Source organism: Streptomyces sp. NPDC028722 (genome assembly GCF_040637655.1).
Classification (GTDB): Bacteria; Actinomycetota; Actinomycetes; order Streptomycetales; family Streptomycetaceae; genus Streptomyces.
Map to the genome: position 1 here is coordinate 304,575 of NZ_JBEZWU010000002.1, position 22,363 is coordinate 326,937.

15 protein-coding genes are annotated in these 22,363 nt (G+C 72.1%); 13 read left to right on the forward strand and 2 right to left on the reverse strand.

Annotated elements, in window-relative coordinates; genetic code table 11:
* Positions 1-611 precede the first annotated feature (611 nt).
* Positions 612-1,718 carry a zinc-binding dehydrogenase gene (locus tag AB0F03_RS03855; protein WP_361986212.1) on the reverse strand — a complete coding sequence of 369 codons (1,107 nt, stop codon included), beginning with the start codon at positions 1,716-1,718 and terminating at the stop codon, positions 612-614.
* Positions 1,719-1,820: 102 nt separating this feature from the next.
* Here AB0F03_RS03855 and AB0F03_RS03860 point away from each other — a divergent pair, with 102 nt between their 5' ends.
* From AB0F03_RS03860 to AB0F03_RS03905, 10 genes are all read left to right on the forward strand, one after another.
* The gene (locus AB0F03_RS03860) at positions 1,821-2,714 is read left to right on the forward strand and encodes a LysR family transcriptional regulator (RefSeq protein WP_361986213.1); all 894 of its coding nucleotides are present in this window, start codon (positions 1,821-1,823) and stop codon (positions 2,712-2,714) included.
* Between the two features lie 594 nt (positions 2,715-3,308).
* Positions 3,309-5,912, forward strand: a complete 2,604-nt coding sequence (locus tag AB0F03_RS03865; protein WP_361986215.1) for a Pls/PosA family non-ribosomal peptide synthetase — start codon at positions 3,309-3,311, stop codon at positions 5,910-5,912.
* Positions 5,913-5,925: 13 nt separating this feature from the next.
* Positions 5,926-9,180: an amino acid adenylation domain-containing protein gene (locus tag AB0F03_RS03870; protein ID WP_361986217.1), complete on the forward strand. Its 3,255-nt coding sequence runs from the start codon at positions 5,926-5,928 to the stop codon at positions 9,178-9,180.
* 53 nt (positions 9,181-9,233) lie between these two features.
* A complete protein-coding gene (locus AB0F03_RS03875) occupies positions 9,234-10,238 on the forward strand; it encodes a TauD/TfdA family dioxygenase (RefSeq protein ID WP_361986219.1) in 1,005 nt (334 codons plus the stop codon).
* A complete protein-coding gene (gene sbnB / locus AB0F03_RS03880; RefSeq protein ID WP_361986221.1) occupies positions 10,235-11,305 on the forward strand; it encodes a 2,3-diaminopropionate biosynthesis protein SbnB in 1,071 nt (356 codons plus the stop codon). Before AB0F03_RS03875 ends, sbnB begins: the two co-directional genes overlap by 4 nt.
* Before the next feature lie 37 nt (positions 11,306-11,342).
* Positions 11,343-12,317 carry a 2,3-diaminopropionate biosynthesis protein SbnA gene (sbnA, locus tag AB0F03_RS03885; RefSeq protein ID WP_361986222.1) on the forward strand — a complete coding sequence of 325 codons (975 nt, stop codon included), beginning with the start codon at positions 11,343-11,345 and terminating at the stop codon, positions 12,315-12,317.
* 101 nt (positions 12,318-12,418) lie between these two features.
* Positions 12,419-12,586: a hypothetical protein gene (locus AB0F03_RS03890; protein WP_361986224.1), complete on the forward strand. Its 168-nt coding sequence runs from the start codon at positions 12,419-12,421 to the stop codon at positions 12,584-12,586.
* Between the two features lie 307 nt (positions 12,587-12,893).
* A complete protein-coding gene (locus tag AB0F03_RS03895) occupies positions 12,894-13,889 on the forward strand; it encodes a LysR family transcriptional regulator (protein ID WP_361986226.1) in 996 nt (331 codons plus the stop codon).
* Positions 13,890-14,015: 126 nt separating this feature from the next.
* Positions 14,016-15,617, forward strand: a complete 1,602-nt coding sequence (locus AB0F03_RS03900; RefSeq protein WP_361986228.1) for a M4 family metallopeptidase — start codon at positions 14,016-14,018, stop codon at positions 15,615-15,617.
* A gap of 259 nt (positions 15,618-15,876) precedes the next feature.
* On the forward strand, positions 15,877-17,061 hold the full coding sequence (locus AB0F03_RS03905; RefSeq protein WP_361986229.1) for a type III polyketide synthase: 1,185 nt from the start codon (positions 15,877-15,879) through the stop codon (positions 17,059-17,061).
* An 87-nt stretch (positions 17,062-17,148) separates the two neighbouring features.
* On the opposite strand, the gene AB0F03_RS03910 is transcribed toward AB0F03_RS03905, so the two are convergent.
* Positions 17,149-19,311: a SpoIIE family protein phosphatase gene (locus AB0F03_RS03910; protein WP_361986231.1), complete on the reverse strand. Its 2,163-nt coding sequence runs from the start codon at positions 19,309-19,311 to the stop codon at positions 17,149-17,151.
* A gap of 300 nt (positions 19,312-19,611) precedes the next feature.
* Here AB0F03_RS03910 and AB0F03_RS03915 point away from each other — a divergent pair, with 300 nt between their 5' ends.
* The 3 genes from AB0F03_RS03915 to AB0F03_RS03925 all read left to right on the forward strand — a co-directional run bounded on the left by AB0F03_RS03915 (position 19,612) and on the right by AB0F03_RS03925 (position 22,311).
* The gene (locus tag AB0F03_RS03915) at positions 19,612-19,764 is read left to right on the forward strand and encodes a hypothetical protein (protein ID WP_361986233.1); all 153 of its coding nucleotides are present in this window, start codon (positions 19,612-19,614) and stop codon (positions 19,762-19,764) included.
* A gap of 110 nt (positions 19,765-19,874) precedes the next feature.
* Positions 19,875-20,447 carry a PadR family transcriptional regulator gene (locus AB0F03_RS03920; protein WP_361986235.1) on the forward strand — a complete coding sequence of 191 codons (573 nt, stop codon included), beginning with the start codon at positions 19,875-19,877 and terminating at the stop codon, positions 20,445-20,447.
* Between the two features lie 139 nt (positions 20,448-20,586).
* A complete protein-coding gene (locus AB0F03_RS03925; RefSeq protein WP_361986237.1) occupies positions 20,587-22,311 on the forward strand; it encodes an acyl-CoA dehydrogenase family protein in 1,725 nt (574 codons plus the stop codon).
* The last annotated feature ends 52 nt before the right edge of the window (positions 22,312-22,363 follow it).

The window sequence follows — 22,363 nt, forward strand, 5'->3', positions numbered from 1 at the left end:
TCGCATCCTCTGGTCTCCCGTTTATGCCGCGTACCGTGGGCGGACTCCAATGCCGCGTCGCATTGTTGTGCCGATGCTTACCGTCGGTACGGCCGCGAAGCGGCCCGGAATCCACGGACCGAACGGTTTCGGCCATTAGTGGCTGAAATTGATTCGGCTGTCCGCGGCTTTGCTGGTCAAGTCCCGAATTAAAGACTGGCTGCTTATAGCAGGTAGAAACCGTATCTGTCTATGTCAACGTTGTCAACCATCATGCGATAGGGGTCAACTGTGGTCAGCAGGGGGCAACTGCGGTCATGCCGATGCCCCTTGCCTACTGTCTCGGCGGTCCGCCGAGACGTCTATTCACAGACCGTTGATTTACTGGACGGTTAAAGAAAGGAACCGGGCGCCGCCCCTCGTGAGATCGGTCACGTGAAAGCGCATCCCATTGTCCTGTCGGGCAGCCCGAATGCCCTTTCGGGCAATTCCGTGTCCGGGGACCCGTCAGAGGAGGGCGGTTCCCGGCCGACGCGTCCGTATACGAAGTCCTCGGCCAGGGTCTTCGGGCAGGGAGGTCCTGGCCCTGCGCGACGGGACGGCGCGTCGACGGGTGGAGGCGCGGGGCGTGATCACCTGCTCGCGGGGCCGGCAGATGCCACCGGGACGAGGGCGGTGCGGTCGAACGGGCCGCGGTGCGAGGCGGCGTACGCGACGGCGTCGTTGACGGCATCGAGGCCGAACGACCGGACGCGTTCGGGGGCGAGGTCCAGCGCGCCCGAGGCGAGGAGCCGGATGACGCCGACGTTCGCTGTGCGCGGGTACATCCACTGGCCGCGCAGGGTGACCGAGTTGCGCATGATCCACGGGTACGGGAGCGCGAGGTCTTCGCCACCGAGCATGCCGACACCGCCCATGAGGACGACACGACCGTACTCGCGCACGGCCATGGCCGCCACACGCACCGCGGAGCCGGGGGCGCTCGGCGGGAGCAGATCGATCACCATGTCGATCGGGCCGTCGCCCGCCGCGGACATCGCCGCTCGGTCGACGGCCTCGTCACCGGTCAGCGGCACCGGGCGCACACGCGGCCCGAACCGGTCGGCGAGAAGGGCGAGCGCTGCCCGGTTGCGGCCCGGCGCGACCACGCGGCCCGCCCCCATCGCGAGGGCGACAGCGACCGCACTGCTGCCGAGATTGCCGGTGGCCCCGCTGACGAGCAGCGTCTCACCGGCCGCGAGCCCGCCTGCCAGCAGCCCGCCGTAAGGGATGGTGTGCACACTGAGCGCGGCCCAGCGGGCCGGGTCGTCCCCCGCGGCGGCCGGCAGCGGGAAGACGTTCTCCGTCGGGACCCGCATGAGTGCGGCGAACGACCCGTCGTGCAGGTACCGGGCCAGCCGGGCGCCGCCCTCGCCGCGGGAGCTCCAGCCCTGGAGCGTGATGTCCGGCGTCAGGGCGTCGTCCCGCGAACGCACCGTGGAGTCGCACCACACGATGTCCCCGGCGCGCAGCCGGGTGGCGTCCGGACCGACGTGGACGATCCGGCCCACGCCGCCGACCCCGGGCACGACGGGAGGGACCAGGGGGTACTTCCGTTCGCCGCCGAAGACCTCGGCCGCGTAAGGGGGAACGCAGGTGGCCAGTACCTCGACCACCACCTCACCGCCGCCGGCCTCGGGGTCGGGCATCTCCCGCACCGTGAGCGGGGCGCCGAACCGCGTCAGTACTGCTGCTCGCATGCGATGACCTCCATGTTCGTCCGGGTCCGTCGCCCTCGACACTAGGAGCCCGGTGGCCATGCGGGAAGCGACGATCTGGCATCTGTGGTATGCGTATGCCGCATGGACATCTCCAGTACGGGTCTGCGGGTCCTGCGGCAGATCGCGGAATCCGGCAGCTTCACCGCGGCAGCCGCCAGGCTCGGCTACACGCAGTCGGCGGTCTCACGACAGGCCGTCTCCCTCGAACGGAGCGCGGGCACCACCCTGTTCGACCGCCGTCCCGACGGGGTGCGGCTCACCCCCGCGGGTCTGACCCTGCTGCGCCACGCCCGCACCATCCTGGACTGCCTCGCGGCGGCCGAGTCCGACCTCACCGGCACCGTCCCACGGACCGAACTGGTGCGACTCGGACTGTTCCTGAGCGCGGGCGCCGTCATCCTGCCCGCCGCGCTCACCCGCCTCACGGAAACCGACCCGCAGGTCACGGTCACGACGACCGAGGGCACCACGCCCACCCTGATCCGGGCGCTGCGGGCGGGCTCGATCGACCTGGCCGTGCTGACGTCCCGCCCGCCCCACCGGCCCCTGGACAGCGAGTCGCCGCGCCTGCACGTCGAGACGGCCGTGGACACCGAACTGGTCCTGGCGACGGCTTCGACCGGGAAGTTCGCCGGCCGCACCACGGTGCACGTCGACGAACTGGTCGACGCCGCGTGGATCGTCACCCCGTCGTCCAGCTCCGAGCCGCTGCTCGGCGTCTGGCCCGGCCTGCCCGGACGGCCGCACATCGTCCACCGCGCACGCGACTGGCTGACGAAGCTCCAGCTGGTCGCCCACGGCTTCGGGGTGACGACGGTGCCGTCCCGGCTCTCGCCGGTGCTACCGCCCGGGGTGAGTCTGGTGCACGTCGAAGGCGCGCCTGCCGAGGTGCGCCGTGTTCTCGTGGCCCGGCTCCCCGGCCGCCCCACCCCGGCGATCACGGCCGTCACCCGAGCGATCACCTCGACCGCCTGACACATACCCCCGCGGCGGTCGGCCGACCCCGGTCACCGCCCGCGCGATCACCCGCGCTCCCCTCGGAACCGTCGATGCCGCCGGCCGGCCCGTCGCGCCGGAATCGGCCACGCACTGCTTCGACCAGCGCGGCGGCACCGCCGCACCTCCTTATCCCCGCACCGTCGCACCGTCGCACCGCCGTGCCGCCGTGCCGCCGCACCGCCGCACCGCCGTGCGGCTGGAACCGCCGGCCGCGGTCGAGCCCGGCTCCCGCTCGGCCGACGCCCCGGACGACCACCCGCGCCCTCGGGCGGGTGCGCGGCTGCCTCCTCCGGGCCGCCGGGTATCACGAGTGCTCCCGCCGTGGACGGACACGTCACCGGGTATTGATTGGGCCCTCCTCCGAGCGTCGGCCGCCGTTCGGGTGAATCGTCCGGTACGCGGAGTCGCGCGGAAACCAAGGGGCGCGGCAACCGTCGGGGTTTTTCCGGCGGGCGTCGGGGCCGATGTTGAGTGGCAGCCCGGTGGACGCCTGTCCAGACTGAAACCGGCGCTTCCTGATCACGTCTGATCGGGGCGCCGCCGCCCATCCGTACGTTCTCAGGAGATCGAATGGTGGAGCAGTCCTCCGAGGTCCCCATAGCCGGGCCGGACGAGCCTGCCGCCACCTTGAGCGACACCGGGCCGGCGCGGGCGGAGAACGGGACGGAGACCGAGCGGAGACTCGCCGCGGTACTGGCCGAGGTCACCGGCGCCGAACAGGTCGCGGTCGACCGTCACTTCTTCGCCGATCTCGGCGCCAATTCCCTGGTGATGGCCCAGTTCTGCGCGCGGCTCAGGAAGGACCCGGAGCTGCCGTCCCCCTCGATGCGGGACATCTACCGGCATCCCACGATCCGGAGCCTGACGGCCGCGCTCGCGCAGGCGGCGCCGGCCGGCGCCGGCAGGGCCGCCTCCCCGTCCGCACCGGCGGAGCCCACGCCGCCACCGGCCCCGGCCGCGCGCCGCAGCCGGTTCGCCCATCCGTTGTGCGGGGCGTTCCAACTGCTGGTCTTCCTGGGGTACTCGTTCGTCTCCGGATTCGTGACCGCCGCCGGATACGAGTGGATCGCCGCCGGTTCGGGATTCACCGGGGTCTATCTGCGGTCGCTGGTGTTCGGGGGCCTCGGGTTCGTCATGCTGTGCGTCTTCCCGGTCGTCGCCAAATGGCTTCTCGTCGGCCGCTGGAAGGAAGGCGAGTTCCCCCTCTGGGGGCCGGCGTACGCGCGCTTGTGGCTCGTCAAGGTGCTGCTGCACGCGAACCCGATGGTGTTCCTCGTCGGAACTCCGCTGTACGTGCTGTATCTGCGGGCGCTGGGCGCGCGGATCGGGAAAGGCGTCACGATCCTGTCCCATTCCGTCCCGGTCTGCACCGACCTGGTGACGATCGGCGCCGGGACGCTCATCCGCAAGGAGGCGTTCTTCCTCGGCTACCGGGCCCACGCGGGCCGTATCCAGACCGGCCGGGTCACACTCGGCCGGGACGTGTTCGTCGGCGAGAAGACGGTGCTGGACATCGACACCGCGATGGGTGACGGTGCGCAGCTGGGCCACTCCTCCGCGCTGCACCGCGGCCAGGCGGTCCCGGACGGCGAGCGCTGGCACGGATCGCCGGCCGAGCCCACGACGGTCGACCACGTACGGGTCCCGCCGGCCGGGTGCGGTACAGCGCGCCGGGCCTGGTTCGGGTGCGTGACGCTGCTCCAGGTGCTCTTCCTGTACGTTCCGCTCGCCGTCGGCGGGATGTACATGCTGTTCACCGAGGTGCCGGCGATCGGCAAGCGGCTCGATCCGCGGACGGCGGCGCTGAGCCGGCCGGAACTGGTCTCCGACGCGCTGGCCGTCTCGCTCGTGCTCTTCGCCGGCTTCGTCGTCGCGGGCCTCGCCGGCCTGTACACCGTGCCCCGGCTGCTGCGCCTGTTCCTCCGGCCCGGCCGGGTCTATCCGCTCTACGGATTCCACTACACGGTGCACCGGACGACGGCCCGCATGACGAACGTCAAGTTCTTCGCCTGGCTGTTCGGGGACAGTTCGTACATCGTGCACTATCTCCGCGGCCTCGGATACGACTTGTCGCACGTCGAGCAGACCGGCTCCAACTTCGGCACGGAGATGCAGCACGAGACGCCCTTCCTGGTCTCCGTCGGCAGCGGGACGATGGTCGCCGACGGGCTGTCCGTGCTCAACGCCGAGTACTCCGCCACGTCGTTCCGGCTGTCCAGGGTGTCGATCGGACCCCGCAACTTCCTCGGCAACAACATCGCCTACCCCGCGGGCGGCAGGACGGGGGAGAACTGCCTCCTCGCGACGAAGGTGATGGTCCCCCTCGACGGTGAGGTCCGGGAGGGCGTGGGACTTCTGGGTTCGCCGTGTTTCGAGATTCCCCGGTCGGTGGACCGGGACGCGCGGTTCGACGATCTCCGCTCGGGCGAAACGCTGCGCCGTCTGCTCGCCGCGAAGAACCGCTACAACCTCCGGTCGATGGCGCTGATGCTGTGCGTGCGCTGGGCGCACGTCTTCGGGCTCACCCTGCTCGCCCTCGCCTCCGTGGACCTGTACGGCGTGATCGGGCACGTGGTGATCGCCGCCTATCTGGCGCTGACGCTCGCGTTCTCCACCGTGTACTACGTGCTCGTGGAGCGCGGCCTGCTGTCGTTCCGCAGGCTGAACCCGAAACTGTGCTCGATCTACGACCGGAGTTTCTGGGTGCAGGAACGGCTGTGGAAGGTCCCCTCGGACTTCCTCAACGTCTTCAACGGAACCCCGTACAAGAGCCTCGTCTGGCGCATGCTGGGCGTCCGCATCGGCAGCAGGGTGTTCGACGACGGCTGCTACCTGACCGAACGCACGCTCGCCACCATCGGCGACGACTGCACCCTGAACGTCGGCAGCAAGATCCAGTGCCACTCGCAGGAGGACGGCACGTTCAAGTCCGACGGCACCACGCTCGGCGCCGGCTGCACGCTGGGCGTCGGCGCTCATGTGCACTACGGCGTGACCATGGGCGACCGTGCGGTACTGGCGGCCGATTCCTTCCTGATGAAGGGCGAGGAGGTCCCCCCGGACGCGCGGTGGGGCGGCAATCCGGCCGTGGACATGCCCGAGGCCGGCAGCCGGCCGCGCGGGCCGGTCCGGGCCGCGGAAACGACCGACGTCGCTGCGACCGCCCTGAGCTGAGGAAGGCCATTCGATGGACACGCGCGTGGAATCCGACCGGGAGTTCTGGGGCCGGGTGCTGACCGCCGGCGGCGCCACCGCCGTGCCGCGGTGGGCCCCGGAGCCGGCTCCGGGAGCGCTGGAGCTGCGGACGGCGGTCCCGGACGACGTGGCGGCCTCGGTGCGCGGGCTGGCGCGGCGGTCCGGACTCCCGCTGAGCGCGGTGCTGCTGGCGGCGCACGCCAAGGTGCTGGCCGCGCTGTCCGGCGAGCAGGAGGTGGTGACGGGGTACACAGCGGGAGTGCACGGTGAGCCGTTGCCGTGCCGCCTGGCCGTGCCCGCGGGGTCCTGGCGCGCTCTGGTGTCGGCCGCGGGGCGCGCCGAGGCGGAGGTGCTGGCACACCGGGAGTTCCCGCTGGCCGGGCTGCGGCGTGAACTGGGACTGACCGAGCCGTCGTACGAGGTGGTGTTCGGCCCGCAGGGCGCCGAGGGGACGCCGGGCGACGACGACGCCGTACTGCACGTGCGCTGGTGCGACCGGGGCGGGCGGCTGCTGCTGCGCCTGCGGTACCGCACGGACGCGCTGGACCCCGCGAGTGCGGCCCGGATCGCCGGCTACCACCTGAAGGCGCTCGCGCTGCTGGCGGCCGACCCGGACGCCCACCACGCGCGGCAGCAACTGCTGTCGGCCGACGAGGTGCGCGAGCAGCTGGAAGGACAGGCGGGGCCCCGCCGGCCGCTGCCGGACGCCCGCGCGCACGAACTGTTCGAGCAACGGGTACGGGCGCATCCGCGGGCGGTGGCCGCCGTGCAGGGCGAGCGCCGGTGGACGTACGGCGAACTCAACGCGCGCGCGAACCGGTTGGCGCGGGCGCTGCTGGCCCGCGGGCTGGGCCGGGAGGACGTCGTCGCCGTCGTCATGGAACGCGGCCTCGACTGGCTGGCGGCGACGCTCGCGGTGTTCAAGGCGGGTGGCGTGTACCTGCCGATCGAGCCGCAGTTCCCGGCCGGCCGTATCGCGGCGACGCTGTCCCGCGCGGACTGCCGGCTGGCGCTCACCGGGCCGGGCGGCACCGGCACCCTCGACGAGGCACTGGCGGCCGTACCGGGAACCGAGAAGCTGCCGGTCGGAACGGCGTACGCGGAGCCGCACGACCACAGCGACCCCGGGGTGCCGGTCGACCCCGGCCAGCTGGCCTACATCTACTTCACCTCCGGCTCCACCGGCGAGCCGAAGGGGGCGATGTGCGAGCACGCGGGCCTCCTCAACCACCTGTACGCCAAGATCGACGACCTGGGCCTCGGCGAGGGGTCCGTGGTGGCGCAGACGGCCCCGCAGTGCTTCGACATCTCGCTGTGGCAGCTGGTGGCCGCCCTGCTGGTCGGCGGGCGGACGCTGCTGGTCGGGCAGGACGAGATCGTGGACGTGGAACGGTTCCTGGACACGGTGGTGCGCGGCCGGGTGACCGTGACCCAGGTGGTGCCCTCCTACCTGGAGGTCGTGGTCTCCTACCTGGAGCAGCACCCCCGCGCCCTGCCCGACCTGCGGTGGGTGTCGGTGACCGGTGAGGCACTGAAACGGGAGCTGGTCCAGCGCTGGTTCGCGGTGCAGCCGGGGATCGGACTGCTCAACGCCTACGGGCTGACGGAGACGTCGGACGACACCAACCACGAGGTACTGGCCTCGGTGCCGGACCGCGTGCTGCTGGGCCGTGCGGTCGGCAACGTGCGCGTCTACGTCGTGGACGAGCGGCTGTCGCTGATGCCGCTGGGCGCACCGGGGCTGATCGCGTTCTCGGGCGTGTGCGTGGGCCGGGGGTACGTCAACGATCCCGAACGGACCCGTGAGGCCTACCGGACGGACCCCTACCGGCCCGGAGAGCGGCTCTACCTGGGCGGCGACTGGGGCCGCTGGCACCCCGGCGGCAAACTGGAGTTCCTCGGCCGCCGGGACGGCCAGGTCAAGATCCGCGGCTTCCGCATCGAGATCGGGGAGATCGAGAACGCCCTCCTGCGGGTGGACGGGGTGCGCGACGGCGCGGTGGTCGTCGTCGAGCGGGGCGGCGGGAACAAACAGCTCGTCGCCTTCCACACCGGCACCCGCCACGAGCCCGAGACGCTCCGCGCGGCGCTCGCGGCGGAGCTGCCCGCCTACATGGTGCCCGCGGCCTTCCACTGGCGGGACGGCCTGCCGCTGACCGCCAACGGCAAGACCGACCGCAAGGCCCTGATCGCCCTGGCCGGGCGGACGGCGCCGGCCGCGGGACCGGTCGCGGCGGCGGGGGGCGCGCTCGGCCCGGCCGAGCGGAGGGTGGCGGCGGCCTGGGCCGGACTGCTGGGCGTGCCCGAGGAGCGGATCGGCCGGACGGACCACTTCTTCGACTCCGGGGGCACCTCCCTGACGGCGGTCAAGCTCAGCATCGCGCTCGGCCGCGCGGTGTCGCTGAAGGACATCACCCGCAATCCCGTGCTCGCCGACCTGGCCGCCCTCCTCGACGCCGCCGGCCGGGGCGCGGAGCTGCTGGAGCTCCTGTCGGAACCGGGCGGCGCGTCCGAGTGCGCGCTGGTGTGCTTCCCGTCCGCAGGGGGCAACGCGGTCAACTACCGTCCGCTGGCGGCGGCGCTGTCGGGCAGCGGCCTGGCCGTTCTCGCGGTGGACCCGCCCGGTCACGATCCGGCGGCCCACCGGGAGCCGTTCGCGGCGGTCGCGGAGGTGGCCGCTCGGGTCGCCGCCGAGATCGTGGCGCGCGGCCTGACCCGGGTCATGCTGTGGGGCCACTCGTCGGGCGCCGCCCCGGCGCTGGAGACGGCCAGGGCCCTCGCGGAGCGCGGTGTGCGGGTGACGCGGGTGTTCCTCGGCGCGCACCTGCTCGGCACCGCGGCGGACCGGCGGGCCGCCGTCGCCGAACTGACCGGCCGGAGTGACGCGGAGATCGTCGCGGAACTGGCCGCGGACGGCGGCCATCCCGAACTCGCCGAGCTGACCGCGCCGCACGCCGGGCGCATCACCGCGGCGTACCGGCACGACTGCGTGTCCGCGCACCGCTACTTCCAGGCGGCCCTGGAGGCCCCGCCGGCGGTAAGGCTGTCCGCGCCGGTCTCGGTGGTCGTCGCCGCCGACGACCCGCACACGGCCGGCTACGCCGAGCGGCACCGCGACTGGCTGCTCCTGGCCGAACATGTCGAACTGCGCGAACTGGCCGACGGGGGCCACCAGTTCCCGCGCACCCGGCCCGCCGCGGCGGCGCGGGCCGTCCTGAGCGCGGCCGTCCCGCTGGCCCCGACCTGAGGCCGGTGCCCCTCCCGACCCTCCCTCCGACGGGCGACCGAAAGGAAACCGACATGACGTCCTCATCCCTGGCAGCACCGCTCGACGTGGAGCCGCGGCCGGACGGACCCGCGATGCTGCGCGTCGACCCGCCCGACGACGCCGCGCGCTGGGCGGCCGAGAACCGGGAGGCGTTGCGGGCGCGGGTCACCGAGCACGGGGCGCTGCTCGTCCGCGGCCTGGGCCTGCGCGACGCGGACCAGGCCGGTGCCGTCCTCACGCGGCTGGCCGGCCGGCTGCTGCCCGAGCGGGAGGCGTTCGCCCCGCGGGAGGCCCACGGTCCGGCGCTCTACTCCTCCACACCCTGGCCGGCCAACCAGCCGATGTGCATGCACCACGAGCTGAGTTACCCGCTGGAGGTGCCCGGCCTGCTGCTGTTCGCGTGTCTGACCGCGCCCGAGCAGGGCGGCGCGACGGCGGTCGCCGACGCCGCGCAGGTCCTCGACGCCCTGCCCGGCGAGCTGACGGAACGGTTCGAGCAGGAGGGCTGGCTGCTGACACGCACCTACAACGACGAGATCGGGGCGTCGCTGGCGGAGTCGTTCGGCACCGAGGACCGCGCCGAGATCGAGCGCTACTGCCGGGCGAACGCCATCGACTTCACCTGGGGCGCCGACGGCTCGCTGCGCACCGAGCAGCGTCGCAGCGCCGTCGTACGGCACCCGCTCACCGGCCGCCGCTGCTGGTTCAACCAGATCGCCTTCCTCAACGAGTGGACGCTCGCCCCCGAGGTGCGCGAGTACCTGCTGGACGAGTACGGCACGGACGGCCTGCCGTTCAACACCCGCTACGGGGACGGCACCCCGATCGACGAGTACGTCGTGCGGCTCCTCAACGCCACGTACGAGGAGCACACCCGGCGCGAACCCTGGCAGGCCGGTGACCTGATGCTGGTGGACAACATCGGCACCGCGCACAGCCGCGAGGCCTTCACCGGCGACCGGCAGGTGGTCGTCGGCCTGGCCGATCCGCACCGCCTGGCCGACCACTGCCCGACCCCGGAGGCGAACCGACGATGACCGATCTGTTGCCGACGCCCGCCCAGCCGGCCCCGCCCGGCCCGGAAGCGGCGCCCACCTTCGCGGTGATCTCCGGCGAGCAGGTGCACCAGGCACTCGACGGGCGCGAGAAGGAACTCGTCGACCTGGTCGAGGCCACCTACCGGCTGCACGGCGCCGGGGACTCGGTCAACCCGCCCTCGTACTTCCTGCGCTTCCCCGACCGCCCCACGTCACGGATCATCGCGCTGCCCGCGTCCCTCGGCGGCCCGGTGCGGGTGGACGGCATGAAGTGGATCTCCAGTTTCCCCGACAACGTACAGGCCGGACTGCCGCGGGCGTCCGCGGTGCTGATCCTCAACGACCACGACACCGGCTACCCGTTCGCCTGTCTGGAGAGCTCCGTCATCAGCGCGGCCAGGACCGCGGCGTCCGCCGCGCTGGCGGCCGACCGGCTCAGCCGTACCCGGCCCCGGCCCCGCCGTGTCGGCTTCTTCGGCACGGGGCTGATCGCCCGGTACATCCACACCTTCCTGGCCGGCACCGGCTGGACCTTCGACGCGATCGGCGTGCACGACCTGTCCGCCGACAGCGCCGCAGGCTTCTCCGGCTACCTGCGCCGGGCCGGCGCCGGCGAGCGGGTCACCGTCCACGACAGCGCCGAGGGTCTCGTGCGCTCCAGTGACCTCGTGGTCTTCGCCACCGTCGCCGGCCGGCCCCACGTCACGACGCCCGGGTGGTTCCGCCACAACCCCCTGGTGCTGCACGTGTCGCTGCGCGACCTCGCTCCCGAGGTCCTGCTCGCCTCGGCGAACTACGTCGACGACGTCGAGCACTGCCTGAAGGCGGACACCTCCGCGCACCTGGCCGAACAGCTGACCGGCGGCCGCGACTTCCTCGACGGCACCCTGAACGACGTACTGCTCGGCCGGACCGTCCCGCCCCGCGACCGGCCGGTGGTCTTCTCCCCGTTCGGCCTGGGCGTCCTCGACCTGGCCGTCGGCAAGTACGTCTACGACCAGGTGGCCCGGGCGGGTGAACTCCGCCTCATCGACGACTTCTTCCACGATCTGCGCCGGTACGGCTGAGGCCGTTGCCCTCAGCCCTGGGACCAGGAGGCCTGCCGTGCCCGTCATCTCCGCTCCCCACGCCTTCAACGAGGGAGACCTCTTCATCGACCTGGAGCCGAGCCTCGGATGCCGCCTCTACCTCAAGTGCGAGGGCTTCAACTTCGCCGGCTCCATCAAGTTGAAGGCCGCGAACGAGATGGTGGAGGGCGCCGAGCGGGACGGAACCCTGACAGCGGATTCCATCCTCGTCGAGTCCTCGTCCGGGAACCTGGGCGTCGCCCTGAGCATGATCGCCGCGAGCAAGGGCTACCGGTTCCTGTGCGTGACGGACTCCCGTTGCAACCTCTCGACCCGGCTGCTGATGGAGGCCCTCGGCAGCGAGGTGCACGTCGTGGCCGACCTGGACACCAACGGAGGCTTCCTGGGCACCCGGCTCGACTACGTCCGCGGGCTCTGCGCGTCCGACGACCGGTACGTGTGGCTCAGCCAGTACACCAACGCGCAGAACTGGCGGGCGCACTTCCGCACGACGGCACCGGAGATCGCCGGGCACTTCCCGCGCCTGGACGCGCTGTTCATCGGGACGGGCACCGCCGGGACCCTGATGGGCTGCTCGCGCTACTTCCGCGAGTGGCACCGCCCGGTCCGGATCATCGCCGTGGACAGCGTGGGCTCGGTGGCCTTCGGCGGCGAGCCCGGCCGCCGGATGATCCCCGGCCTGGGCATGAGCATGCGCCCCCCGCTCCTCGACGAGGCGCTGGTGGACGAGGTGATCCGGGTGGAGGAGGCCGACACCATCCGCACCTGTCACCGCCTGGCCCGACGGGGATTCCTGTTCGGCGGCTCCACGGGGACGGTGGTGAGCGCGGCGTCGGCCTGGCTGGCCCGGCACGGCACCCGTGAGCTCACCGCGGTGGCCATCGCCCCCGACCTCGGCGAGCGCTACCTCGACACCATCTACCAGACGAACTGGTTGCAGGACCTGTACGGCGACGGCATGCTCGACTCCGCCGGGGTGAGCCCCTCGTGACCGGGCCGGGTGCGGGCCGGCCGTTCGGCGGCGGGGCGGTCCGCTCCCGCTGACGCGGGCCGCTCCCGGCCGCTCCCGGAGCCGGCCCCGGGAGCGAGCCGGTGTCGCCGGGCTTCGGCGGCGGGATCCGTCCCGCGCGCACGCCCCACAGTCAGGCGCTGGGCCGGGTCCTGCTGGACCGCACCGCGACGGCGTACGACGTGCTGGAGGGCTCCTCGCCGGCCAGGCGCACTCTGACCCGGCCGACGACCGCCGGGTGTTCCTGGTGACGGACGACCACCCGGGCGTCGGGGACCGTCTCAGCCGCGGGGACCTGGCCCGCCTTTCGATGCCGAGCATGCCGAGGTGCCGCACCGCGGGAGCGTCGTAGGGCGCTGATACATGGCCCGGGGCGACGGCGTCCGCGCGCGGTGATCCGGGCGCCGCCGACCTCGCACGCGCCCGGCCACCAGGTTTTACCGTTCCGTGGTTGCCGCCCCCGCAGGACCGTCAGACCCTTGGTCACCACGCCGTCGGGCAACGGGTTGTGCTGGTCACGGGGTTGCAGGGGTCCCCGGCGCTGAGCGGGGAATGTTCATGCACCTGGAGTTCCGGCATCTGCGTATCCTGCTCACCGTCGCCGAGGCCGGCAGCATTCGCAAGGCCGCCGCGCGGCTCCAGCTGTCCCAGCCGGCCACGAGCGCTCAGCTGAAGCGTATCGAACACGAGCTGGGCGGCCCGCTCTTCATCCGCGGCGCCGACGGGGTGAAGCCGAACGAGAACGGCCAGTACGTGCTGCGCTGCGCCCGTGACCTCGTCACCGGCTTCGACCGGCTGCGCGAGTACGCGCGATCGGCGGCGGAGGCGGACAGACGGACCGCCGCGCCGCTGAGGGCGGGCGGAACGGCCGGCCCTCTGGTGTCGCTGCTGGTCTCCGCCCTCTTCGAACTCGTCCCGGAACGCCGGATCACCATAGACGCCCGTCGTTCCGTGCACACCCTGGTGAGATCGCTGACCCTGTCGAAGTGCGACATCGCGGTGTTCGGCGAGTTCCCGGGCTTCCCCCTTCCGGTCGGCGAGTCGGTGGTCACACGCACACTGCTCCGCGAGCCGGTCTTCGTCCTGCTCGCCGAGGACCACCCGCTGGCGCGCCAGGACACGGTCAGCCTCCATGAGCTGGCGGACGAGGACTGGGTCATGCCGGAGGCGGACGAGAGCGGCGTGCACGCCTACCTTCATCTCACCTGCCGGTCGGCCGGATTCACTCCGCACATCGCCCATGTGACGCCGGACCTGGCCGTGGCGCAGATCCTGGTCGCCGGCCGGCGTGCCGTCTGCGGCGTATGGCCGACCGCCGACGTGTCCGCCCGGGGCACCGTGCAGAGGCCGCTGGTGGACATCCCGTTCCACCGGCGGCTGCTGCTGGCCTGGAACACGGAGTCGGTTCCGCCCGAGCTCGCCGACGCGGCGTGCGAGCGTGTGCTGGCCGCCTATGTGTCGCTGGTGCGGCAGCGGCCCCGGTATCTGGCCTGGTGGGAGGGCGGGGGAGCGGAGTTCGCGCTCGGCGGCGGCGGAGGACCGGCCGGGCCGTGACTCCGCCTGCCCTATAGCTCCGCGGTTGTACCCCAGCTGAAGTCGCGTCAGGGACATGCCATTCGTTGAACACTTCGCGTCAACGTCCAAGGACGTCGTCACCCCACGACGAGCGAAGGAATCCCCATGTCCCGTCCTCTTCTTGCCCTTTCCGCGGCGGTCGCCGCCGGCGTCATCACCACGGGGGCCATGGCCGTACCCGCGCACTCGCAGACCAGGGCGGCGCGGCACGCCGCCTCGGTCCGTGACACCGCGATATCCCGGGCCGAGGCGAACGTGACCCGGCACGCCGGCACCTTCGGGTTCGGCGCGGGCCAGACCCTCCACGTGAAGGATGTCGTGATCGACGCCGACGGCACCCAGCACGTCCGCTTCGAGCGGACCTACCGCGGCCTCCCCGTCGTCGGCGGCGACTTCGTCGTCCACCAGAAGGCCGACGGCTCGTTCAAGGGATCCACCCGCGCCGGGGCCCACAAGGTGGCGCTCCGGTCCCTCGCTCCCGCCGTCGGCGCCAAGGGCACCGCCGCCGGCGCCCTGAAGCGTGCACACGGGGCGGTGCGCAACGCCAGGTCCACCCCCGAGCTGATCGTGTGGGCCGCGGACGGCACCCCGCGCCTGGCCTGGCGCACCACCGTGCAGGGCCTGGGCGACAAGGGGCAGCCGCACGGCGAGGTCTTCGTCACCGACGCCACCACCGGCGCGGCGATCGAACAGTACGACGCCGAGCGCGAGGCGACCGGCACCGGCCACTCCGAATACACCGGCGACGTCGGCATCGACACCACCCAGCAGACCGCCGGCACCTTCGCCCTGATCGACCCAGTGCGCGGCCACGTCACCAAGGACGCGCACAACCTCTCGTCGTCGTCCTTGAAAAGCTCCTCCGGCACCCTGTTCACCGACGCCGACAACATCTGGGGCGACGGCAGGAAATTCTCCACCGACCGCGCCACCGCCGCCGTCGACGCGCACGCCAACACGGCGAAGACGTTCGACTACTACAAGACGACCTTCGGCCGCAACGGCATCAAGAACGACGGCCGCGGCGCCACCGTCTTCGTCCACGTCGGCACCGACTGGGACAACGCCCAGTGGTCGGACTCCTGCTTCTGCATGCTGACCGGCGACGGCAACGGCACCACCGACCCCGAGCAGGTCGACCTCGACACCATGGGCCACGAGATGACCCACGGCGTCACCTCGGCCACCGCCAACCTGCGCTACAGCGGTGAGTCCGGCGGCCTGAACGAGTCCACCAGCGACATCCTCGGCACCATGGTCGAGTGGTACGCCGACAACCCGGTCGACACTCCCGACTACCTCTTCAGCGATCAGTCCACCCCGCCGTGGCTGCGCCGCTTCGACAAGCCGTCGCTGGACGGCCGCTCCGCCGACTGCTGGTCGAAGTCGGTCGGCCGCCTCGACGTGCACTACTCCTCGGGCGTCGGCAACCACTGGTTCTACCTGGCGAGCGAGGGCAGCGGCGCCAAGACCATCAACGGCGTCTCCTACAACAGCCCCACCTGTGACAGCTCCACCGTCAGGGGCATCGGCAACCAGAAGGCCTCCGCCATCTGGTACCGGGCGCTGAGCGTCTACATGACCTCCACCACGGACTACAAGGGCGCCCGCACCGCGACCCTGAGCGCGGCGAAGGACCTCTACGGCGCCACCGGCCCCGAGTACGCCACCGTGGCCGCGGCCTGGAGCGCGGTCAACGTCCTCTGACGCCCCTGGCACCGCCCCGGGAGGCAACTCCGTGTGCTGCCAGGGCAGAAGATCCGTGTTCGGGTGATGTGTGCCGTATCACGCCCTTCAAGTCCGCCCAAGTTGTCTGAATCACAGCGGATATGTCCATTTAGCGTCCATGCTTGCTGGGACAGCGGCTTCCGAAGCGGAGCCCATCGGCATGGGCGCGAAGTCCCGAAGTGGCCCATGGCGCAGTCCTCATGACATTCCTCCTGGATCTCCCGGAAAGGTGCCCACCATGGCCGCTTACCTCTGTCCTCCTGCCGTGATACACGGCGAGCACGCCGTGCGGACCAGCCAGATCGTGGCGGAGGTGCGCGACCGGCACCCGCACGCGGCATGGGCGCCCCGCATCGACGGCATCGCCGCCGGTACGGGCATCGAGACCCGCGGCTGGATGCTGCCGCTGGAGACCGCCGTCGCGCCCGGCAGCGGCGGTGGTCTGCGGGCTGTCGGCACCGGACCGGCCCGGAAGGCGCTGGCACGCGACGGGTTCACCGAGCAGGACGCCGACCGCGTGATCGCGGCCCTCGAAGCGATGCCCGCGCCGCAGACGGTCCAGGAGCGCACCGCGCCCGCGTGGGAGGCCGTGCGGTCCTACGGCGAGCGTGCGGCACGCGGAGCCCTGCAGACAGCCGGGCTGGACGCCGCGGACGTCGACTGCCTGATCACCAGTCACTCCACCACCCCGGCGCTGCCGGGGCTGGACATCGCCCTGGCCAACGAACTCCCGCTCCGCAACGACGTGATGCTGCTGCCGGCCACGCAGTGGGCCTGTGTCGCGGGGACCCGCTCGCTCGCCCTGGCGGCGGATCTCGTGGCCGCGGACCCCGACCGGGTGGTCCTGGTCGTGATCGCGGAAGCGCTGAGCACGACCTACCAGCCCGCGGACGACACCCTGGAGTCCCTGATCGTCCGGCTGCTGTTCGCGGACACCGCGGTGGCGGCGGTGGTCACGGGCCGCCCGCGGCGCGAGTCGGTGCTGCGGTTGGACACCGCCTGGCACCACACCCTGCCCGGCACCCAGGACCTGCACCGCCTGGACACGCGGGCGGACGGCACCCACTTCGTGATGGACAGGCGCGGGCCGCGCGCCGTACAGGAGACGGTCACCGCGATGTGGGAGTGGCTGCGCGTCCGCTACCAGGACCACCCCGACTCCTGGCACCCCGACGTGCTGCTCGCGCACCCCGGCGGGACCCGGGTGCTGGAATACATGGAGCAGACGATGCCCGACGCGTGGCCGTCGGGGCTGCTGGACTTCAGCCGGGACAGCTACACCAGCGGCAACCGCGGAGGCGCCGCCGTGTTCGACATCCTGAGGCGGGCGCACGACGCCGGGCAGAAGTCGGGCAGCCGCGCGGTCCTGTACGCGGCGGCACCGGGCCTCACCGCCACCGCCCTGGAAGGGGAGTGGCTGTAGAGGCGCCCGCCACCGCTGCCCCCGCCGCGCCGGCGTACGCCTGGTCCCGCGCCCGCGTACGCCCGCGTGCCCCGTCCCGTGACCGCGTCACCTCGTGACCTCCGCCCAGACCACCTTGCCGGTGTCCGTCCACCGCACCCCCCACCGGCTGGTCAGCCTGTGCACGACGTTCAGGCCCCGCCCGCCGTCGTCGAGGAGGCCGCCCCGGCTCAGCCGTGGCCTCCCGTTGCCGGTGTCGCCCACCTCGCACAGCAGGCCGTGACCGGTTCTGATCAGCCGAACCGTGACGGGCCCGGTGGCGAAGCGCACCGCGTTGGTGACCAGCTCGCTGACCAGGAGCGGCACCTCGTCCCGGGTGTCGTCCCTGGTCCGCCACTGCCGCAGCACCGCGGAGACGTACGCGCGGGCCCGGGCGGGCGCGTCGTCGCGGGCGGGTATCCGCCAGGTGACGGTGTCCCCCTTGCGGTAGCCGATCATGCGGGCGAGCAGCAGGGTCACGTCGTCACGCCGGCGCACGGGCGTCAAGGCGGAGACGACGTGCCGTGCGGCCTGCTCCAAGGCGTCCCAGGGGTGCACCGCGGACACCGCATCCGCCAGTCTGCCGATGCCCTCGTCGATCGACAGGGCCGGATCCTCCACCAGGCCGTCGGTGTAGAGGGTGAGCAGGGAGCCCGGGGGCGCGCCGAACGTGTGCACGTCGAACGGCTCCCGCAACGCGAACTCGGCGCCCAGGCCGGGGTGGGGGCGGACCTCGAGCGGGCCCGCGTGCCCGTCCGGTAGCACCAGGATCGGGGGGAGGTGGCCGGCGCTGGCGAGCGCCACATGGTGGCTGACCGGGTCGTAGAGGGCGATGCAGCAGGTGGAACCGAGGGCGCTGTAACCGGCCGCCAGCCCGGACTCCGCGTCGTCCAGCAGCGTCACGGTCTCGTCCAGGTGCTCCAGCACCTCGTCGGGTGCCAGCCCCGCGGACAGCAGCGCGCGGGCCTCCATGCTCAGCTGGCCCATGGTGGCCGCGGCTCCCAGGCCGTGCCCGACGACGTCACCGACCACCAGCGCGGTACGGCCGTCCGGCAGCGGGAAGCTGTTCACCCAGTCGCCGCCGACGCCCGCGCTGTCGGGGGTGGCGGGCTGGTAGACGCTGGCGATCTCGACGGTGTCGCCGCCGGTCCGGGGCAGCAGCCGGCGCTGCAACGCCAGCACCTGCGTGTGTTCGCGCTGGTGCTGACGGGCCAGGTCGACGTGATGGGCGGTCCTGGCCACCAGTTCCTGGAGGTCGAGCAGCTCGCTGTCGCGGAAGGGGTGGTCCGCCCGCCGCCAGACCTCCGCCACGCCCAGCACGACGGGCGGTGCGCGGTCCAGGACCAGCGGTATGCACGCCACGCTCACCGACCGGTCACCGGGCACCAGGGCGCGTACCACCCGCGGACTGCCCAGTACCCGCTCCACCGTCTCCCGGTCGGGTATGACGATCGCCTGCGGGGCATCGTTGTGGCGCACCGCCTGCGCCAGCAGTCGGCTCGCGTCGCTCGGAAGATCGTCACCCGGAGTCGCATAACCCTCCGGCCACGCCCGGTCCGGCACCAGGGCCGCCCGCCGTAGCCGGATGCGCCCCCGCGCCTGCTCGGTCACTCCCTCGCCCGTCCACACGGAGAAGTCGAGGTCGACGGCGGCCACGTCTCCCCATGCCAGCAGGGACTCCGCCAGCGACTGCGCGGTCTCGCCGATGTCCAGCGAGGTGCCCACCGCGGTCTCGGCGGCGTACAGGTGCAGCCTCTTGGCCATGGCGATCACGGAGACGGTCAAGCCCTCCTGGGGCGCCGCGGCGGGCAGGATGCTCATCGAGACCACCAGCTCGGACCCGTCGTCGCGCCGCAGACGCTGGATCCGGGCGACATGCGCCTCGCCCATCTCCAGCACCTGCCGCAACCGCCGCGTGACCGTCGGTACGTCCCCTGGTGGCAGCAGATCGACGAACGAACTGCCCGCCACGGCGTCCAGACCCACGAAGACGGGGGCGTCCAGATTGCAGCGGGTGATTCTCAGATCCCTGTCCAGGTTGACCACGCCGAGAATCTGGTCCTGACGGTCGGCTCCGGGGCCGTCGGGCACGCGCACGCGGGCCGCGCGGTCGCCCTGCGCGTCGGCAGGGCCGGCGGCCGCGGGCGAGCCGCCGCGCGGGATGTAGCGCCCCAGGGCACCGCTGACCAGTTCGAAGGGCGAGGAGGACGAAGGGGAGGGTGTGGAGTCCATACGGCTCTCTCAGCGATCCCCGGCACAGCGCCGGGGCCGTACTCGCAACCGTGCGACGGGGCCCCGAGATCCCTGACCGCACACCTCATTGAATAACACCGGGGGCCGCTTCGCCCACAGCGGCCGGTCGCGCGCCGCGCGTGCGGTGGGGGAGGGTACGTGCCGGCACACGGTGGAAAGACGCAGCCAGGACGCGCGTGTGGTGCGGACGTGGTCCGGTCGGGTCCGTTCCCGCACGGTCACCAGGGGACTTCCCCGTTCTCGTACTGGAACGTTCCCGTCGGGCCGTCAGCGTCGAGAGTGGCCAGACGTACGACGACCCTGGCACTCACCTCCGGCGTTCCGCCGATGCCGGACGCCGCGGTCAGGCCGGTCGCGGTGGTGCCGGGCTCGACCGTGTGGAACATCCGGGAGCCGGCCGACGCCGCCCTGCGCAACCGGCCGCCCGTCTGAGACCCGCCCGCCTTCTTCCGGCGGTCCTCCCGGCGTGAAGGTGGTGAGCCGCGTCGCATCGGGGCGGGGGAGGCTTGCTATGCAATGAGTTGCATAGCAGGATCGCCGTCATGGCGCTCGAACACGCGATCCTGGTGTCGCTCCTGGAGAAGCCCGGATCCGGCTATGAGCTGGCCCGGCGATTCGAGCGGTCCATCGGCTATTTCTGGACCGCGACGCACCAGCAGATCTATCGCGTGCTCAAGCGCATGGAGAACGACGGCTGGGTCGACGCCCGGGACGTCCCGCAGCAGGGCCGGCCGGACAAGAAGGAGTACTCCGTCGCCGACCTCGGCCGGGCGGCGCTGTCCTCCTGGCTGCACGATCCGATCGAGCCGGAGAGCGTCCGCCACGACCTGGCCGTGAAGATCCGGGGCGCCGCCTTCGACGACCCGGCCGCCCTGATCCGCGAGGTCGAGCGGCACCGGCAGGCACACCGCGACCGGCTGGCGCGCTATCTCGCGGGTGAGGTACGGGACTTCATCGAGCCCGAGGCGGAGACAGCCGGCACGGAGCCGCCGCTCGACGCGGAACGAGAGCTTCAGCACGTCGTCCTGCGCGGCGGCATCGCGTACGAGCGGATGATGATCGACTGGCTGGACGACGTGCTCGCCACGCTGGCCAGGTTCGGTCCGGGCAGCTGACCGCCGCCGCGCCCCGCGCCGGGCCTCCCGGTGCGCCGGACCTGCCACCGGTCCTCCCGGTCCGCCGGTCCACCCGGTCCGGCCCCGCCGCCGTCGAACCTTGCATTCCCTCCGTCCACCGGCCGAAAGGCGTCCCACCATGGCTGACCAGCTGCTGTTCAACCCGCGCGGCTACGACCCCGCGCACTTCGACCCCGAGACGCGCCGCTTGCTGCGTGCCACCGTCGACTGGTTCGAGGAGCGCGGGAAGCGGCGGCTGCTGGAGGATTACCGGACCCGCGCGTGGCTCGGTGACTTCCTCGCCTTCGCCGCGAAGGAGAACCTGTTCGCCACCTTCCTGACGCCGTCGTCCGCAGCGGGCGAGGGGGAGCCGGACAAGCGGTGGGACACCGCCCGGATCGCCGCGCTCAACGAGATCCTCGGCTTCTACGGCCTCGACTACTGGTACGCCTGGCAGGTGACGATCCTCGGCCTCGGCCCGGTCTGGCAGAGCGACAACGCCGCCGCCCGTACCCGGGCCGCCCAACTCCTCGCCCAGGGAGAGGTGTTCGCGTTCGGCCTGTCGGAGAAGGCCCACGGCGCCGACATCTACTCCACCGACATGCTGCTGGAGCCCGACGGTGCCGGAGGCTTCCGCGCCACCGGCTCCAAGTACTACATAGGCAACGGCAACGCCGCCGGACTCGTCTCCGTCTTCGGCCGCCGCACCGACGTAGAGGGCCCCGACGGCTATGTGTTCTTCGCCGCCGACAGCCGTCACCCCGCCTACCACCTGGTCAAGAACGTCGTCGACTCCTCGAAGTTCGTCAGCGAGTTCCGCCTGGCGGACTACCCCGTGGCGGCCGAGGACGTCCTGCACACCGGCCGCGCCGCCTTCGACGCCGCCCTCAACACCGTCAACGTCGGCAAGTTCAACCTGTGCACCGCCTCGATCGGCATCTGCGAGCACGCGATGTACGAGGCCGTCACCCACGCCCACAACCGCGTCCTGTACGGCCGCCCCGTCACCGCCTTCCCGCACGTGCGGCGCGAACTGACCGACGCGTACGTCCGGCTCGTCGGCATGAAGCTGTTCAGCGACCGTGCCGTCGACTACTTCCGCTCCGCCGGCCCGGACGACCGCCGCTACCTGCTCTTCAACCCGATGACGAAGATGAAGGTGACCACGGAGGGCGAGAAGGTCATCGACCTCATGTGGGACGTGATCGCGGCCAAGGGCTTCGAGAAGGACAACTACTTCGCCCAGGCGGCGGTGGAGATCCGCGGCCTGCCGAAGCTGGAGGGCACGGTCCACGTCAACCTGGCGCTGATCCTGAAGTTCATGCGCAACCACCTCCTCGACCCGGTCGACCACCCCGGCGTGCCGGCCCGCCTCGACGCGGCCGACGACGACTTCCTCTTCCGGCAGGGGCCGGCCCGCGGCCTGGGCTCGGTGCGCTTCCACGACTGGCGACCCGCCTTCGAGGCCTACGCGCACCTGCCCAACGTGACCCGCCTCCGCGAACAGGCCGACGCGCTCTGTGCGTTCGTCGCCACCGCCGCCCCCGACGCGGAGCAGAGCCGCGATCTCGATCTCCTTCTCGCGGTCGGTCAGCTCTTCGCCCTCGTCGTGCACGGGCAGCTCGTCCTGGAACAGGCGGCCCTCACCGGACTCGACGAGGACGTGCTCGACGAACTCTTCGCCGTTCTCGTCCGGGACTTCTCCGCGCACGCCGTCGAACTGCACGGCAAGGACTCGGCGACCGAGGCGCAGCAGGAGTGGGCGCTGGGTGCCGTACGGCGGCCGGCCGTCGACGAGGCGCGCACGGAGCGGGTCTGGCAGCGGGTCGAGGCACTGTCCGGCACGTACGAGATGGCTCCGTAGACGCGCCGGGCACGGCACCGGAGGCCGGGCCGCGTGAGCCGGCCTCCGGTCG